Origin of the sequence: Corynebacterium sp. c8Ua_99, assembly GCF_039907185.1 — a bacterium.
Taxonomy (GTDB): Bacteria; Actinomycetota; Actinomycetes; order Mycobacteriales; family Mycobacteriaceae; genus Corynebacterium; species Corynebacterium jeikeium_D.
In genome coordinates this window covers 24,739-40,046 of the sequence record NZ_JASBOG010000005.1, presented here as the reverse complement: position 1 = coordinate 40,046, position 15,308 = coordinate 24,739, and the positions used below count along the sequence as shown (strand labels likewise).

The 15,308-nt window shown below is 57.7% G+C and carries 13 protein-coding genes; 8 read left to right on the top strand and 5 right to left on the bottom strand.

The window, feature by feature from the left end; genetic code table 11:
• The first annotated feature begins 191 nt into the window (after positions 1-191).
• The 7 genes from QKE19_RS04210 (at position 192) to QKE19_RS04180 (ending at position 6,642) form a co-directional block, all read left to right on the top strand.
• Positions 192-890: a metalloregulator ArsR/SmtB family transcription factor gene (locus QKE19_RS04210; protein WP_048734176.1), complete on the top strand. Its 699-nt coding sequence runs from the start codon at positions 192-194 to the stop codon at positions 888-890.
• Entirely contained in the window at positions 887-2,353 is a 1,467-nt protein-coding gene (sufB, locus tag QKE19_RS04205) for a Fe-S cluster assembly protein SufB (protein ID WP_016422750.1), read from the top strand. Before QKE19_RS04210 ends, sufB begins: the two co-directional genes overlap by 4 nt.
• A gap of 5 nt (positions 2,354-2,358) precedes the next feature.
• Complete coding sequence (sufD, locus tag QKE19_RS04200; RefSeq protein ID WP_016422751.1) at positions 2,359-3,549, top strand: Fe-S cluster assembly protein SufD; 1,191 nt, start codon at positions 2,359-2,361, stop codon at positions 3,547-3,549.
• A 92-nt stretch (positions 3,550-3,641) separates the two neighbouring features.
• Positions 3,642-4,403: a Fe-S cluster assembly ATPase SufC gene (gene sufC, locus QKE19_RS04195; protein ID WP_049190726.1), complete on the top strand. Its 762-nt coding sequence runs from the start codon at positions 3,642-3,644 to the stop codon at positions 4,401-4,403.
• The gene (locus tag QKE19_RS04190) at positions 4,396-5,649 is read left to right on the top strand and encodes a cysteine desulfurase (protein ID WP_049190724.1); all 1,254 of its coding nucleotides are present in this window, start codon (positions 4,396-4,398) and stop codon (positions 5,647-5,649) included. Before sufC ends, QKE19_RS04190 begins: the two co-directional genes overlap by 8 nt.
• 20 nt (positions 5,650-5,669) lie before the next feature.
• Positions 5,670-6,185: a Fe-S cluster assembly sulfur transfer protein SufU gene (sufU, locus tag QKE19_RS04185; protein ID WP_069359562.1), complete on the top strand. Its 516-nt coding sequence runs from the start codon at positions 5,670-5,672 to the stop codon at positions 6,183-6,185.
• Positions 6,178-6,642 carry a metal-sulfur cluster assembly factor gene (locus QKE19_RS04180; RefSeq protein ID WP_016422755.1) on the top strand — a complete coding sequence of 155 codons (465 nt, stop codon included), beginning with the start codon at positions 6,178-6,180 and terminating at the stop codon, positions 6,640-6,642. The genes sufU and QKE19_RS04180 overlap by 8 nt, the downstream gene beginning before the upstream one ends.
• A gap of 404 nt (positions 6,643-7,046) precedes the next feature.
• Here the strand turns inward: QKE19_RS04180 and QKE19_RS04175 are convergent, their stop codons facing one another.
• Positions 7,047-8,510 (bottom strand): amino acid permease, encoded by a 1,464-nt coding sequence (locus QKE19_RS04175; protein WP_042388689.1) that lies wholly within the window; start codon positions 8,508-8,510, stop codon positions 7,047-7,049.
• Positions 8,511-8,608: 98 nt separating this feature from the next.
• The gene (locus QKE19_RS04170; RefSeq protein WP_347890454.1) at positions 8,609-9,817 is read right to left on the bottom strand and encodes a lycopene cyclase family protein; all 1,209 of its coding nucleotides are present in this window, start codon (positions 9,815-9,817) and stop codon (positions 8,609-8,611) included.
• Positions 9,818-9,837: 20 nt separating this feature from the next.
• On the opposite strand from QKE19_RS04170, the gene QKE19_RS04165 reads away from it, so the two are divergent.
• A complete protein-coding gene (locus QKE19_RS04165) occupies positions 9,838-11,469 on the top strand; it encodes an ABC-F family ATP-binding cassette domain-containing protein (protein WP_038625400.1) in 1,632 nt (543 codons plus the stop codon).
• Here QKE19_RS04165 and QKE19_RS04160 read toward each other — a convergent pair.
• Genes QKE19_RS04160 through QKE19_RS04150 form a run of 3 tightly spaced genes read right to left on the bottom strand, consistent with a single transcriptional unit; the run spans position 11,466 to position 15,285 of the window.
• On the bottom strand, positions 11,466-12,224 hold the full coding sequence (locus tag QKE19_RS04160; RefSeq protein ID WP_224433497.1) for a response regulator transcription factor: 759 nt from the start codon (positions 12,222-12,224) through the stop codon (positions 11,466-11,468). The genes QKE19_RS04165 and QKE19_RS04160 overlap by 4 nt on opposite strands.
• On the bottom strand, positions 12,217-14,493 hold the full coding sequence (locus QKE19_RS04155) for an ATP-binding protein (RefSeq protein WP_070438426.1): 2,277 nt from the start codon (positions 14,491-14,493) through the stop codon (positions 12,217-12,219). Before QKE19_RS04155 ends, QKE19_RS04160 begins: the two co-directional genes overlap by 8 nt.
• A 45-nt stretch (positions 14,494-14,538) precedes the next feature.
• Positions 14,539-15,285, bottom strand: coding sequence for a glutamine amidotransferase (locus QKE19_RS04150; protein ID WP_080969614.1), 747 nt, complete (start codon positions 15,283-15,285; stop codon positions 14,539-14,541).
• Positions 15,286-15,308 lie beyond the last annotated feature (23 nt).

Sequence of the window (15,308 nt, the reverse complement as noted above, 5' to 3'; positions counted from 1 at the left end):
CGACACGCCGAAAGGGCGTTCTAATCAGCGACGTTGCATTGATATTTAAATGCGTTGGACATTGTGGCCCAATTACGACACAATTATGTTGTCTAATACACCAGCGGCGCAAGTGGGATACTTGCCTCGCTGAGCCACCTAGACACCCATTATTATCCAGCAGTCCAATCGCAGGAGGTGACTCACCAGTCATGGCAGATCGGAAGCCGACAGTCAATGATGGTGATACGCGCAAGCGCATTCTCCAATTGCTTCTGGAACACAACCCGGCGTCCGCGACTTTTATCGCAGACACCCTGGGACTATCCGCTGCAGGCGTCCGCCGTCATATTGACATTCTGGTGGACGAAGGTCTTGCCGAAACCGCTCCGGCACCCAGCACCGGCCCCCGGGGCCGAGGCAGGCCAGCAAAGTCCTATCGCCTGACAGATCGGGGCCGCGCTAGATTCGGGCACGCTTACGACGATCTTGCCAGTGCAGCTCTGACCGCACTGCGCAAGGCCGGTGGTGAGCAGGCAGTTGCCCAGTTTGCCCGTCAGCGCATTGATGACATTCTGCTCGGCGTCACCCCAGTGGGGCAGGACGCAGAGAAGGAAGAGGTCGTAGAGGCCGTCGTCGATGCTTTCCGACGGGCCGGGTACGCGGCAACTATCAACCAGAACACTGGCGGCGTGCAGATTTGCCAGCACCATTGCCCAATTAGCCACGTAGCCTCCGAGTTTCCGGAGCTCTGCGCGGCGGAGCATGAAGCCGTTAGTAAATTATTAGGTCAGCACACCCAACCGTTGGCGACTATCGCTGATGGAAACGGTATCTGCACTACGAATATCCCACTCACTCCCGTAACAAAGACACTTACTGAATCGCCACAAGAAAGGAGCGGAGAATGACCCTCGCCCATGAGAACTCCACCGACGTGGCTGAATCCACGAAGGCTGCCACTCCGCAGACTGACGAAGAGATTATCGAGTCCATTGGTGCCTACCAGTTCGGTTGGCACGACCCGGATACCGCTGGCGCTTCCGCGAAGCGTGGCCTGTCTGAAGCGGTCGTTCGCGATATTTCGGCTAAGAAGAACGAGCCGGAGTGGATGCTTGAACGTCGCTTGAAGGCTTTGGAAATCTTCGACCGCAAGCCGCTGCCCACCTGGGGCGCGGATCTGTCGGGCATCGACTTCGACAACATTAAGTACTTCGTTCGCTCCACCGAGAAGCAGGCCCAGACCTGGGAAGACCTGCCGGAGGATATTAAGAACACCTACGACAAGCTCGGCATTCCGGAGGCTGAGAAGCAGCGCCTGGTCGCAGGTGTCGCCGCTCAGTACGAGTCTGAGGTTGTCTACCACCAGATTCGCGAGGATCTGGAGGCCCAGGGCGTTATCTTCCTGGACACCGACACCGCTCTCAAGGAGCACCCGGAGCTGTTTAAGGAGTACTTCGGCACCGTCATTCCGTCCGGTGACAACAAGTTCTCCGCTCTTAACACCGCAGTCTGGTCCGGCGGCTCCTTCATTTACGTGCCGAAGGGCGTCCACGTGGACATCCCGCTGCAGGCATACTTCCGTATCAACACGGAAAACATGGGACAGTTCGAGCGCACGCTCATTATTGTCGACGAAGATGCCTACGTGCACTACGTCGAGGGCTGTACCGCTCCGATTTACAAGTCCGACTCGCTGCACTCGGCTGTTGTGGAGATCATCGTGAAGAAGGGTGGCCGCTGCCGCTACACCACGATCCAGAACTGGTCGAACAACGTCTACAACCTGGTTACCAAGCGCACCAAGTGCGAAGAGGGCGCAACCATGGAGTGGATTGACGGCAACATCGGTTCCAAGGTCACCATGAAGTACCCGGCAGTGTGGATGACCGGTCCGCATGCCAAGGGCGAGGTGCTGTCCGTGGCTATGGCTGGCGAGGGCCAGTTCCAGGACACCGGCGCCAAGATGGTGCACATGGCTCCGCACACGAGCTCCAACATCGTGTCCAAGTCCGTGGCCCGCAACGGTGGCCGCGCTGCCTACCGCGGTCTGGTGCAGGTCAACAAGGGTGCCAAGCACTCGCACTCCAACGTCGAGTGTGACGCACTCCTGGTGGACACGATTTCACGTTCGGACACGTACCCATACGTGGATGTCCGCGAGGACGACGTCACCCTCGGCCACGAGGCAACGGTTTCCAAGGTCTCTGACGATCAGCTTTTCTACCTGATGAGTCGCGGCATCGAAGAAGAAGATGCAATGGCCATGGTCGTGCGCGGCTTTGTCGAGCCCATCGCCAAGGAGCTCCCGATGGAATACGCCCTCGAGCTCAACCGCCTCATTGAACTGCAGATGGAAGGTTCGGTCGGTTAATACCAATGACTACGACGATTAACAACGAAAACCAGGCTGCTCATAGCCGTCGCGTGCTGGCGAACAAGGGCGACGTTTTCTCATCCTTCAACGTGGAGGACTTCGCCGTGCCGCATGGCAAGGATGAAGAGTGGAAGTTCACGCCGCTGCGTAAGCTCCGCGGTCTCCACAACGGCACCGCAGCAGAGCCGGTTGCAGCCTCAATTTCGGTCGAGACTGCTGGTCAGGATGGCGTCGCTGTGGACGTCGTCAAGCGTGACGACGAGCGCCTTGGTCGCGCCGGCGCCCCAACGGACCGCGTGGCAGCACAGGCGTACTCCAACTTCGACGATGCGCACATCGTGACCTTCGCGAAGAACTCGGTGTCCAAGGAGCCTGTCGTCATCGACATCGATGGTCCGGGCGAGGACAAGGTGTCCTACGGCCACATTGTCATTGACGTGCAGTCCCATGCCGAGGCCGTCTGCGTCATTAACTACCGAGGCAGTGGCACGTTCGCGGACAACATCGAGTTCGTAATCGGCGACGGCGCCAAGCTGGGCGTCGTGACCATGGTGAACTGGAACGAAGATGCCGTTCATGGTTCGGCGCACCACGTTCGTGTCGGCCGGGATGCTACGCTGCGCCACACTGTCGCAACGTTTGGCGGCGAGGTTGTCCGTATCGTTCCGCGCGTTGCTTTCACGGCACCCGGCGGCGACGTCGATCTGCTGGGCGTGTACTTCGCCGATGCCGGTCAGTACTTTGAAAACCGCATGCTGGTCGACCACGCTGTGCCGAACTGCCGCTCCAACGTGATGTACAAGGGCGCGCTGCAGGGCGAGCCGAATGTCGCTCATCGTGAGGCCCGCACCGCGTGGGTGGGAGACGTGCTCATTCGTGCAGAAGCTACTGGCACCGACACCTACGAGCTCAACCGCAACCTGCTGCTCACCGAGGGCGCGCGTGCCGACGCAGTTCCGAACCTGGAGATTGAAACCGGTGAGATTGCCGGTGCTGGTCACGCTGCCACCGTCGGCCGCTTCGACGAGGAACAGCTCTTCTACCTGCTCTCGCGTGGTATTCCGGAGCTGGCCGCTCGCCGTCTGGTGGTTCGCGGCTTCTTCAGCGAGGTCATCAACCTGATTCCGGTCGAGTCCGTTCGCGAGAAGCTTGAAAAGCTCGTTGACGAAGAGCTCAACACCGCTGGCTTCTAACCGCTTATCTTCTTTCTCACCCTTTCCGTCCTGTCACCCCGGAAGTGCCGGGGGACAGGCCACTTACACCGATTAAAGGAAAAGATTTCACTATGAGCACTTTGGAAATCCGTAACCTCCACGCGCAGGTGCTGCCGACCGACGAGTCCGCCGAGCCCAAGGAGATTTTGAAGGGCGTCAACCTGACGATTAAATCCGGCGAAACCCACGCTGTGATGGGGCCGAACGGCTCTGGTAAGTCCACCCTGAGCTACACCATCGCAGGTCACCCGCGTTACGAAGTCACCGAGGGCGAGATTCTCCTCGACGGCGAAAACGTGCTGGAGATGAGCGTCGACGAGCGTGCTCGCGCTGGCCTCTTCCTGGCAATGCAGTACCCGGTCGAGGTCACCGGCGTGTCCATGTCCAACTTCCTGCGCTCTGCAGCGACCGCTGTCCGTGGCGAGGCACCGAAGCTGCGTCACTGGGTCAAGGAGGTCCGTGAGGCAATGGCTGACCTGGAGATCGATTCGTCGTTCTCCGAGCGCTCCGTCAACGAGGGCTTCTCCGGTGGCGAGAAGAAGCGTCACGAGATTCTGCAGCTCGACCTGCTGAAGCCGAAGTTCGCCATCCTGGACGAGACCGACTCCGGCCTGGACGTCGACGCTCTGCGCGTTGTCTCTGACGGCATTAACCGCTACCAGGACGAAAACGACGGCGGCATTCTGATCATTACTCACTACCAGCGCATCCTGAACTACGTGAAGCCGGACTTCGTCCACGTCTTCCACGATGGTCGCTTCATCACCTCCGGTGGCCCGGAGCTTGCAGACGAGCTGGAAGAGCACGGCTACGAGAAGTACATCAATGCCTAACGCCGAACTACTCACCCCATCACTCCGCGAGGACTTTCCGATTCTGTCGCGCACTGTCCGTGACGGAAAGCGGCTGGTCTACCTGGACTCCGGAGCGACCTCGCAGCGCCCCAAGCAAGTCATCGATGCTGAGGTGGAGTTCCTAACCCACCACAATGCACCGGTGCACCGCGGCGCTTACGAGATCGCTGAGGAGGCCACGGACGCCTACGAAGATGCCCGCGAAGCCATCGCTGGCTTCATCGGCGCCGACTATGACGAGCTGGTCTTCACCAAGAACGCCACCGAAGCGTTGAACACAGTGGCATTCGTGCTTGGCGACGACCGCGCAGGTCAGTACCAGGTCGGCGAAGGTGACGAGATTGTCGTCACCGAGCTGGAGCATCACGCGAACTTGGTGCCGTGGCAGGAGCTGGCTCGCCGCACCGGTGCGACACTTCGTTGGTATGGCGTGACTGAGGACGGCCGCATTGACGTGGACTCGCTGGAGCTCAGCGAGAAGACCAAGGTAGTGGCCTTTACCCACCAGTCAAACGTCACCGGTGCAGTCACCGATGTGAAGGAGATGGTGCGCCGTGCACGCGAGGTCGGTGCGCTGGTAGTCCTCGATGCCTGCCAGTCGGTGCCGCATATGCCTGTCGACGTCAAAGATCTCGATGTGGACTTCCTGGCGTTCTCCGGCCACAAGATGCTCGGCCCCAACGGGGTCGGCGCGCTCTACGGTCGCCGGGAACTGCTCGAGGCACTGCCGCCGTTCCTCACTGGTGGTTCGATGATTGAGGTCGTCACCATGGAGAAGACCACCTTCGCGGCGCCTCCGCAGCGCTTCGAGGCGGGTACCATGATGACTTCCCAGGTCGTCGGTCTGGGGGCTGCGGTGAAGTACCTGGATTCCATTGGTATGGATAAGGTGGCTGCTCATGAGCACCACCTGACCGCGCTCGCACTGGAGAAGCTGCAGGAAATTGACGGCGTGACCATCATCGGGCCGACTACTCCAGAACAGCGTGGCTCTGCAGTCTCCTTCAAGGTCGAGGGCATTCACCCGCACGATCTTGGCCAGGTTTTAGACGACCAGGGCGTGTGCATCCGCGTCGGTCACCATTGCGCGTGGCCAATTCACCAAATCCTCAACGCCCAGTCGACCGCCCGGGCATCCTTCTACATCTACAACACGGAAGAGGACGTTCAGGCGCTTGCCGACGCAGTGCGCCATGCACAGAAGTTCTTCGGTGTCACCCCGTAACTTTAAGAAAGGAGAAGGACATGAAGCTCGAGCAGATGTACCAGGAAGTTATCCTGGATCACTACAAGCATCCGCAGCATGCGGGTTTGCGGGAGCCTTTCAATACGGAAGTGCATCACGTCAACCCGTCGTGTGGCGATGAACTCACGCTTCGCGTCACTCTGAACGACGACCTCACCGTCGTCAATGACGTCTCCTATGACGCCGTGGGCTGTTCTATCTCGCAAGCCTCTACCTCAGTTATGGCTGAGGAGATTGTCGGCAAGACTGTCGACGAGGCCATGGCCAAGCTTGCCGAGTTCGAGAAGATGGTCACCTCCCGAGGCAAGATTGAGGGCGATGAGGACCTTATCGGCGATGGGATTGCCTTCGCTGGTGTTTCTAAGTACCCCGCCCGCGTGAAGTGCGCTCTTCTCGGTTGGAAGGCTTTCCAGGCCGCGACCGCTGAGGCTCTGGCCAACGCCGCTGAAGGCAACGGCGTTGGTACCGCGACTGTAACCGTTACCAATGACGAGGAAGGCCATCGCCATGACTGAACCAATCGCTAATGACGCCACCTCGCCCGCACAGCCTGATGCTGTCGACGAGGACACCATGACCACTGGTGCTCCGATTGATGAGGGGGATGCGTACGAGTCCATCACCGTCCCGCCGGCACCGGAGCAGACCGAAGCCGATAACAAGCTGGCCATCCAGGTTGAAGAGGCAATGTACGAGGTTGTTGACCCGGAACTCGGAGTCAACGTCGTGGACCTGGGCCTGGTATATGACATCTGGATTGAAGAAGGCGACATTGCCGCTATCTTCATGACACTCACGTCCCCGGCCTGCCCGCTGACCGATATGCTCACCGACCAGACTGCCTCCGAGGTTATGAAGGTCGAGGGTATCCGCGACTTCCGCCTCAACTGGGTCTGGTCCCCGGCATGGGGCCCACACATGATCACTGAGGACGGCCGCGAGCAGATGCGCGCTCTCGGCTTCTCGGTCTAGATGATCAGTGACAGCGGTGATTAGGGAACCGCTACGTTAAAAGTGCTTGGCGACGAGCTCCTGGCTCGTTCAGCTAGGCACTTTTTCGTTTGTTTTTGAGTTGCTGACTGCGTTTATGGCCGGGATCGGTAGGGCGATGCGAGTTACTGACTGCATTTATGTCAAAAATGGCTCAAAAAATGGCCTGAAAGCGTCATAAAATTGCACAGTTTCACATCTGCAGCCCGTATTCACACGAGCATCCCCGCAATTTTTTCGAGCTGTCCGACTCGGAGCTAAAAACGACCCCACCTGGCGCTGAAAAGTGCCAAGCGGGGTCGCTATTGTCTTCGACTGCTAATCCAAGTTGTGAGAGTTAGATGCGAGATGCATAGCTACTCGCATCTATTCACAGCTCTTCGCAGCTATTCGCGACTCATGTCTGCGGTGGCCGGGTCAACGAGCTTGGAGCCCGTGACCTTCTTATGGATGAACCACAGCAGGACGAATACCGGAATACCCAGGTACGGAGTGAGGATAGCGAAGATATTTTCGCCAGTGCGGATCGGATCAAGTGCCTGTCCGGCCACCACAAAGAAGCACATAATCAGTGCCAGCACAGCACCGGCAGGGAAAAAGTTCGCCTTGTAGGGAAGCGAACCCAACGGGATGTTCTGGGCCTTCAGACACTTGCGGAAGCGGTAGTGACTGTAAGAGATGCCAAACCAGGTGATAAAGCCCGCGAGCGCAGAAAGTGTCAACAAGAAGGTGTACGCCACGCCATCGCCTACCAATGAAGTAATGAAGCCAGCCATACCGATCACAGCGGTGGCAATCAGAGCGCGCAGCGGAACGCCGTGCCCGGAAAGCTTGCCGAAGTAACGCGGAGCGTGTCCCTGGCGGGCCAGGGAAAACAGCATACGAGTGGACACATACATACCGGAGTTACCCGCGGACAAGACCGAAGTCAGAATGACAGCGTTCATCAGGCCAGCGGCAATCGCGATACCTGCGCGTTCAAAGACCAGGGTGAACGGTGAAATGGAAATGTTGTCCTCGGCGGCGTTCAGAAGATTCGGGTCCGTGTACGCAATAAGGAAACCAATAACAGCGATGGCACCGATGTAGAACAGCAGGATACGCCAGAAGATAGTGCGAATCGCGCGGGGAATCGTACGCTCAGGATCTTCAGCCTCACCTGCTGCTACGCCAACCATCTCGGTGCCCTGGAAGGAGTATCCGGCTACAACGAAGACAGCCAACAGTCCCATTCCGCCATTGACGAATGGGGCGTCGCCCGTGGTCCAGTTTTCGAAGCCGGGGGAGGAGCCGCCCAAGATGCCGAAAATCATGCCGACACCAAGAACGAGGAAGACGATGACGGTAATGACCTTGATGGTCGCAAACCAGAACTCACCCTCGCCGAATGCACGTGCGGACAGGGCGTTCAGCCCGAATAGAATCGCGAGGAAGAGCGCGGACCAGATGATTGAAGGCACATCCGGGAACCAATAGCGCATCACCAGCGCAGCAGCGACGAGCTCTGCGGCCACAGTAATCGCCCAGTTAAACCAGTAGTTCCAGCCCATGGCAAAGCCGAAGGATTCTGAGACGTATCGGCGACCGTACTCCTGGAAGGAACCGGGCACCGGCAGGTAAGCGGCCATCTCGCCGAGAGACTGCATAACCAGCCACACCATGATGCCGATAAGAGCGTAAGCGATAAGCGCACCGCCTGGACCGGCCTGCGAAATGGTCGCACCGGAGGCAACAAACAGGCCCGTACCAATGGCACCACCAATGGCAATCATGTTCAGGTGGCGAGCTCTCAGCCTGCGCTGAAGCTTATGGTTTTGTGAGGAAGTCTCCTCAGATTGCGTCGAAGTCATTCATTTATCATAAGCGTTTGTACTCCGGTGAATGCAAAAACCACACCGCTTTAATTGTTGGTATCACCCCACAAATCGGCTGATGTATATACTCCCGGTCAACGAGTTCTCCATCTCCCAGGTCCCCGCACAAACCCTGCGATGAGCTTTCCGCACGTACGCGGACTCATTTTCAGCAAAGGCACGGCCACTTTCGCCATAGCGCGAAGCGTCGTCAGTGGGGATGTCCCTATCAAATAGGCAAACACGTCCTTTTCCGGCAACGAAAAGAACGCCCGAAAAAACGCACCCGTCTGTCGTGCATCGAACCCCAGCAACGCCGCGAGCCCACGTTCGCGTAGCCATCGCTGCAATCGCATGCTTAACGACGTCCCCAGCGTCCGGCTTCCCTTCTTTTCCATATCGGCCAAGAAGCGGTCGACATCTTCGATAACCGAACCCACCGAGTAACCAGTGGCAGGATGCATCCAACCACCAGCAAAGCCGAAGAGGGTGCCCATGGATGGTCCACTGTGCGTCAAGGCGCCACAGCGAGAGGGAAGGTTTGCCAATAGGGGAAAGGACACCACTTCTTCGTCGATGGCCAGATCTTCCGAAAGCCCCAGGGACTTCAACCGTACACTTTGGCGTCTACGCAACAGCGCTAGAAGTACGGAGTCATCGGCCTCACCGCCGCTGCCGACTGGCGCACCGGCTTCGCCACGATACCCGTCAACCATAGGAGTCGGAGTAGCGAGGATAGTCTCTTCAATGAGGAAGGTCCTGTCATCCAAGAAAATGCGATAGGAGAAACTAGCCGGCTCTGTCGCTGGGGCAACCGGTTCGGCCGGAGTGAAGTCCATGAGGACTGCGCGGCGGTGGGCGCTGGGGACGTCGTCAAGCGAAAAGATGTGCCCGATGGCGAGCTGCCGTACCTGCCCACCTCGCCCGACTGCGGCGTGTGCGCGCCCGGTGGTGACAATCGTGATGTCAGCACCCGTGGATTCGGAATCGGTGAGCGAGCGGCGTTCGATGCGGAAACCGCCAAGTTTTTGCAGGCAGTCGTTGTTAACAACGCCGTACGTGCGGGTGAGCTGACGTTCGGTGCCGTCGACAAGAATGACGCTGGGTTGAAAAGTGGCGGCGAGGAAATCGCTGGGCAACCAGTCGGGGAGTTGGTCGCACCAGAGACCAATCGTCGAGGGCAGTGTGCCACCGGCGGGGTCGTAAGCGGTGACATCCCAGCCGCGAGCGGATGCGCGGTGGGCGGCGATTCTTCCGGCGGGCCCGAGGCCGACGACGGAGGCGGTCACGGGAAATGAAGTCATAACTGGTAGGCTACTCGTTCGTGATTGTGACCCATGACCTTGAAGTCCGAGTCGGCGCCCGTACCCTGCTCACTGCGCCGGGTGAGCAGCTGCGCGTCCAGCCGGGAGACCGGATTGGACTCGTCGGGCGAAATGGTGCTGGCAAAACGACGACTATGCGTATTCTCTCCGGTGAAACTGAACCCTATGGCGGTTCAGTAGTGCGCTCTGGCTCGATTGGTTACCTGCCACAGGACTCGCGCGAGGGCAACATCGACATCTCCGCCCGCGACCGTGTGCTGTCGGCGCGAGGTCTTGACCAAATCCGCCGCAGCATGGATCGCCAACAGGAGATCATGGAGACCGCGACCACTGACACGAAACGCGATGCGGCGATTCGGAAGTTTTCGCGTCTCGAGGAGCGCTACCACGACCTCGGCGGCTACGAGGCGAACGCCGAGGCAGCCCGCATTTGCGACGCGCTGGGGTTGCCGGAGCGCGTACTCGACCAGCCGCTGAAGACGCTTTCGGGTGGTCAGCGCCGCCGCGTCGAGCTTGCGCAGATTCTCTTCGCCGCTACCGAAGGCTCGGGCAAGTCCGCCACGACGCTGCTTCTCGACGAGCCGACGAACCACCTCGATGCGGATTCGATTACCTGGCTGCGCGAATTCCTCAGTAAGCATGAGGGCGGCTTGATCATGATTTCGCACGATGTCGAGCTGCTCGAGGCCGTGTGTAACAAAGTCTGGTTCCTCGATGCGGTGCGCGCCGAAGCTGATGTGTACAACATGGGCTGGAAGAACTACCTGTCGGCACGCGCGACCGATGAGGCTCGACGTCGCCGTGAATTCGCTAACGCGGAGAAGAAGGCCAGCGCACTGCGCAAGCAGGCCGAGAAGCTAGGCGCGAAGGCGACGAAGGCTCGTGCGGCCAAGCAGATGGTGGCTCGTGCTGAGCGCATGATGGACAGTCTCGACGAGGTCCGTGTCGAGGACAAGGTCGCCCACATTTCCTTCCCAGAGCCGGCCCCCTGTGGCAAGACTCCGCTCAACGCCACGGGACTGACCAAGATGTATGGCTCGTTGGAGGTCTTCGCCGGTGTTGATCTTGCGATTGACAAGGGGTCCCGCGTGGTTGTCCTCGGCTTCAATGGCGCTGGTAAGACGACGCTGCTGAAGCTACTCGCCGGTGTGGAGCGCACCGATGGCGAAGGCGGCATTGTCTCCGGCCACGGCCTGCGCATCGGCTATTTCGCCCAGGAGCATGACACGATTGACCCGGACAAGACTGTCTGGGAAAACACGGTCTACGCCTGCCCTGACGTCAACGAGCCGGAACTGCGGAGCCTGCTCGGTGCCTTTATGTTCTCCGGCGACAAGCTGCAGCAGCCAGCGGGAACCCTCTCCGGTGGTGAGAAGACGCGTCTGGCGCTGGCGACGCTGGTTAGCTCCCGCGCAAACGTCCTGCTTCTCGACGAGCCCACCAACAACCTTGACCCGCAGTCCCGCGAACAGGTTCTCGATGCACTTCGCACTTACACCGGGGCCGTCGTTCTGGTTACCCACGATCCAGGTGCGGTCAAGGCGCTAGAGCCCGAGCGCGTCATCGTGCTTCCTGACGGCACGGAAGACCTCTGGAGCGACGACTACATGGAAATCGTCGAGCTGGCTTAAGACGGATCCATTGGCCCTGGCAGGTAACCGTCCTGCTGAGCGAGCCTATACATCTCCGACTTGTTAAGGCTGTTCTCGGCCCGGCCAGCTGCCGCATACTTGGCTCGAATACGACCCAAGTAGTCCAACACGGTGTTCGGTGTCAGCCCTGTCATCGACGCGACTCGCTTCGTCGACTCACCGGAGGCGTAAAGCTCCAGTACCTCACGCTGGCGTTCTGACAGATCGACAGAGTCGAGCAGGGGATCAGAGTCAACTACCGATGCCCATTCTGTAGTCAGCGCGCCCTTGCCAAGTGCCGCCAGCCGTACTGCAGACACGATTGTCTCCGGGGTTTCCGATTTCTGCACAACCCCCATCACTCCGGTACGCACTGCCTTTCGGACAAGGTATGGGCTTTCAGCCGACGAAAGGATGAGCACGTGATCGGTGACCAATTCCAGCGAGAGAACGTTCTGCGCTGGATCTGAATTATCCGCCAGCCGTAGATCCAGCACGACCACATCCAGGCGGTCATCGGTGCCCACATCGGCCAGTAGCTCCGGCACAGTTTGATAACAGCCGACGAGCTCAAAGTCTGGCTCTGCAGAAAGCAGGGTTTCGAGCCCCTGCAGAGTCAAGGCATGATCATCAATCGCAGCAACGCGAAGCAAACGATCCGACTGCACGCTGTAATCTCCGATGTTGTCGGAGTCAATTGCAGCCGAGACGTCGATGGAAGCATTGCTCATTCCCGCAATATTCTCCCTAGTCACGTGACATCACTATCCTCTCACCGGCTTCATCAAACCTTTGCACTCCATTGTCATCAGAAATAGATGCAAATGCACGTCTGCCCGGGGGCAATAGGCGAATTGTTACCGATCCTTCTTCGGCGTTATCGATTGCTTCGAGGAAGTTCGGCATCAACTTGGCCACCGCGGAATCGTCGTCGACAAGCGGAATACGGCGCACATCGGTGCTATCGGAAACGGCCTGCGTGTGATTGCGGTCATCGAGGAGCCGGACATGAACACCTCTTGCGCGGGCGTCCCAAACAGCTTGGTGAAGGGACCCAACATTTAGATGCGGCGAACGTAGGACGTCTCGGAGAAGCTGCTCTGTAAGCCGCGCACGCAACTGCAGTCGCGGGGTCGGTTCTTCCAAAACTGCAGCGGCGCTAAAAATGGGGCCGACCCGGCGCTGCAGCCATTCGTAGTTACTCTGGCTGCTAATTTCGTACTCTTTGGCGGCCCCGGCAGCGTACAGCGCACGATTATAATCCTGAATAGACTGCGGAACGGTGCGCATAAAAAAGCGGACCATGATGGACGTCAAAATTCCCGCGACCAACATCACGGAGCGAACTAACAGGTCAACTCCAGAGATACTGATGTGGGTCGTATCCGAGGGGGCAAAGGGGAAGAACTTGAGAAGTTCCACCATGATCGCGCCACCGAGCACTGAATTCAGCGCAACCCAGGGGCGGCCGCGGATGGCGAGCAATGCAGATGCAAAAGAAATTAAGCTAAAGTGCCAGAAATACGACCATTCCAAATTATTTGGAATGGGCTGGTAGAGCCCCACGACAGCTAATACAACGATCGCGACACCAGTTACAATTGCACGGGCTAACGGCAATTGTGAATGGCGGCCATACATAATCAGCCCGAGAAGGCCGATCGCTAATGCCAGACTGATTTGCCCGGCCGCGGTAAATAATTGTCCATTACTGACTAGAACCATGAACAACACGCCGACGATCGCGCCGTAGAACTGCCAGGAAAAAACAATTGACATTCCCATGAGGTCATACAGCGATGTCGTGTGAGCGGAGGAATCGACTACATCTTCCTCTTCCACAGGAGAGGTATTACCGTGCCATTTGAGAATAACCTGAGTACCTTTCCCAGGCTTTGAATTAACGAGAGCATCTCCACCGCGAAGGGCCTCCATTCGCCCTTTAACGCTCAACCGGATACCTGCACGATGCGGGTCAATTCCCTCGGGGTCGAACCCGGTGCCATCGTCACGAAAATCAATAGACACCTCTCCCGAGGCAACACGAATGTGGCATTTCTTTTCCGCTGCGGCACCTGCGTGACGCTTGGCATTATTTGCCACCTCGGTTGCGGCTAATAGGAACGTGTTAGCAACTTCTCCTGGCAGCCGAACTGGACCGCCTTCTTCGCTGGTATCTAGCGTTACCCCAATGTCGGGGCTCACCGACATCAATTGCGCTCGTACGGACTCCGCAAAAGTTCTACCGCTTACTGTTTGCCGAGGCGAGAAAAACAGCCCAGTCTGCTCGTCTAGCGAGAAGTCAATCTTAGAGCCCTTACCAATTGCAGACAATGCGGCCAATACATAGTCATGGACATAGGCGTTGAAGCTGCTCATCGCCTCGCCGCGGACACGCATGCGCTCCGCTCTCTCATTCACCTTTCGAGAGTTCTCGTAGGTGAAGTCAATAAGCCTTGCGACGGGTTGTGCAGAGCCCGCAATAATCACAAATGGAAAAGTGTTGATGAGATTGAATCCGACATCCGACAACATGTCGAGCCAAAAAGTGTGTCCCAGCAACCACGAATTAATGACCGCAATAAGTCCGGGAACAAATACCATCACGGACAAACTGATGTGGAGTGGCACTGTCAGAGCAAATGCAGCGAGGGCTAAACCTGAAAATGGGCTATACCAGAGCGCATTTCCAACGACGTTATGAGGGAGATCCCAATAGGTTGAAACCAACATCAGGAAAACCAACATGATGTACATCGGCACACGCAGTGCGGTAATAAGGCCTCGCCGCGTATTATTAATCACAGCCCAAATCAGCAACATATCGCTGAGAATGAATATGAGCAGTGATGCAAAAGGGAACCAGTGGCTCAGAAAGTTTTCAAAGGGGACAGAACGAACAGCCGATTCAACCTGCCACAAAAAGCCGGTGACGGCAATAATAATCGCGCCGGATCGCAGCACAGACATTTCAATTGATGGTGACTGTCCGGCAAGTGCCGAATCGGGATTCCACCTCTCCATGCGACAATCACATTCCTTTTGCTTATTGCCACTAGATAAAACTAATTAGTCTCTACATGCGGTATGAAGCCGAGCGAAATTCTGAAGAATACGCCCACTTCGAGCAACATCCAACTGTCGCGCGGCCGACACCGCTTTAAGATCTGTTCCTGGTAAATAGTAGCCCTCATTTGCGTAAATCTGGAGACGCTGGGCAAACGTGTTGGCATCTAATTCCGGGTGAAACTGCGTCGCATATGCATTGCGGCCCAACCGAAACATCTGTACGGGGCAGTCCTTTCCAGTTGCCAACAACGTAGCGTCGCCAGGCAGTTCTTCGATGGCCTCCTTGTGGCCGACGATGGCGTGAAAGTGGGCCGGTAAACCATCAAGAATTGGATCTGATTCGCCATCTGGAGTTGCAGCTACTTCGATTACAGCTGCCTGCTCCCCGTGCTTGCGGGAGACACGGCCATGGCCAGCAGTACCGAGCAGGCCGACGCCATAACAAGCTCCGAAGAAGGGGAAGTCTCGTTCGAGCACTTCTGCCAACAAATCCTCGAACCAGGTCTCGACTTCCTTCTGTAGATAGCTCTTATCGTCATCAGAGGCGTTAAAGGGTCCTCCGCCAACGATTACGCCCGAGTAGTTATCTAGATTCAGATTCCCCGGACGAGACTGTTCCAGGCGAATTTGATGCAACTTTGCCGGCGCCAATGCACACCTCCTGGCAAATGAGAGATGTTCAGCGTGAGCTGCGGCATCTTCGCCGCGTGTGGAAAGCAAGAGGAAGGGCTTGGCGGAGGTAGACATTTGCGGGAACAAATTTCGTGAAA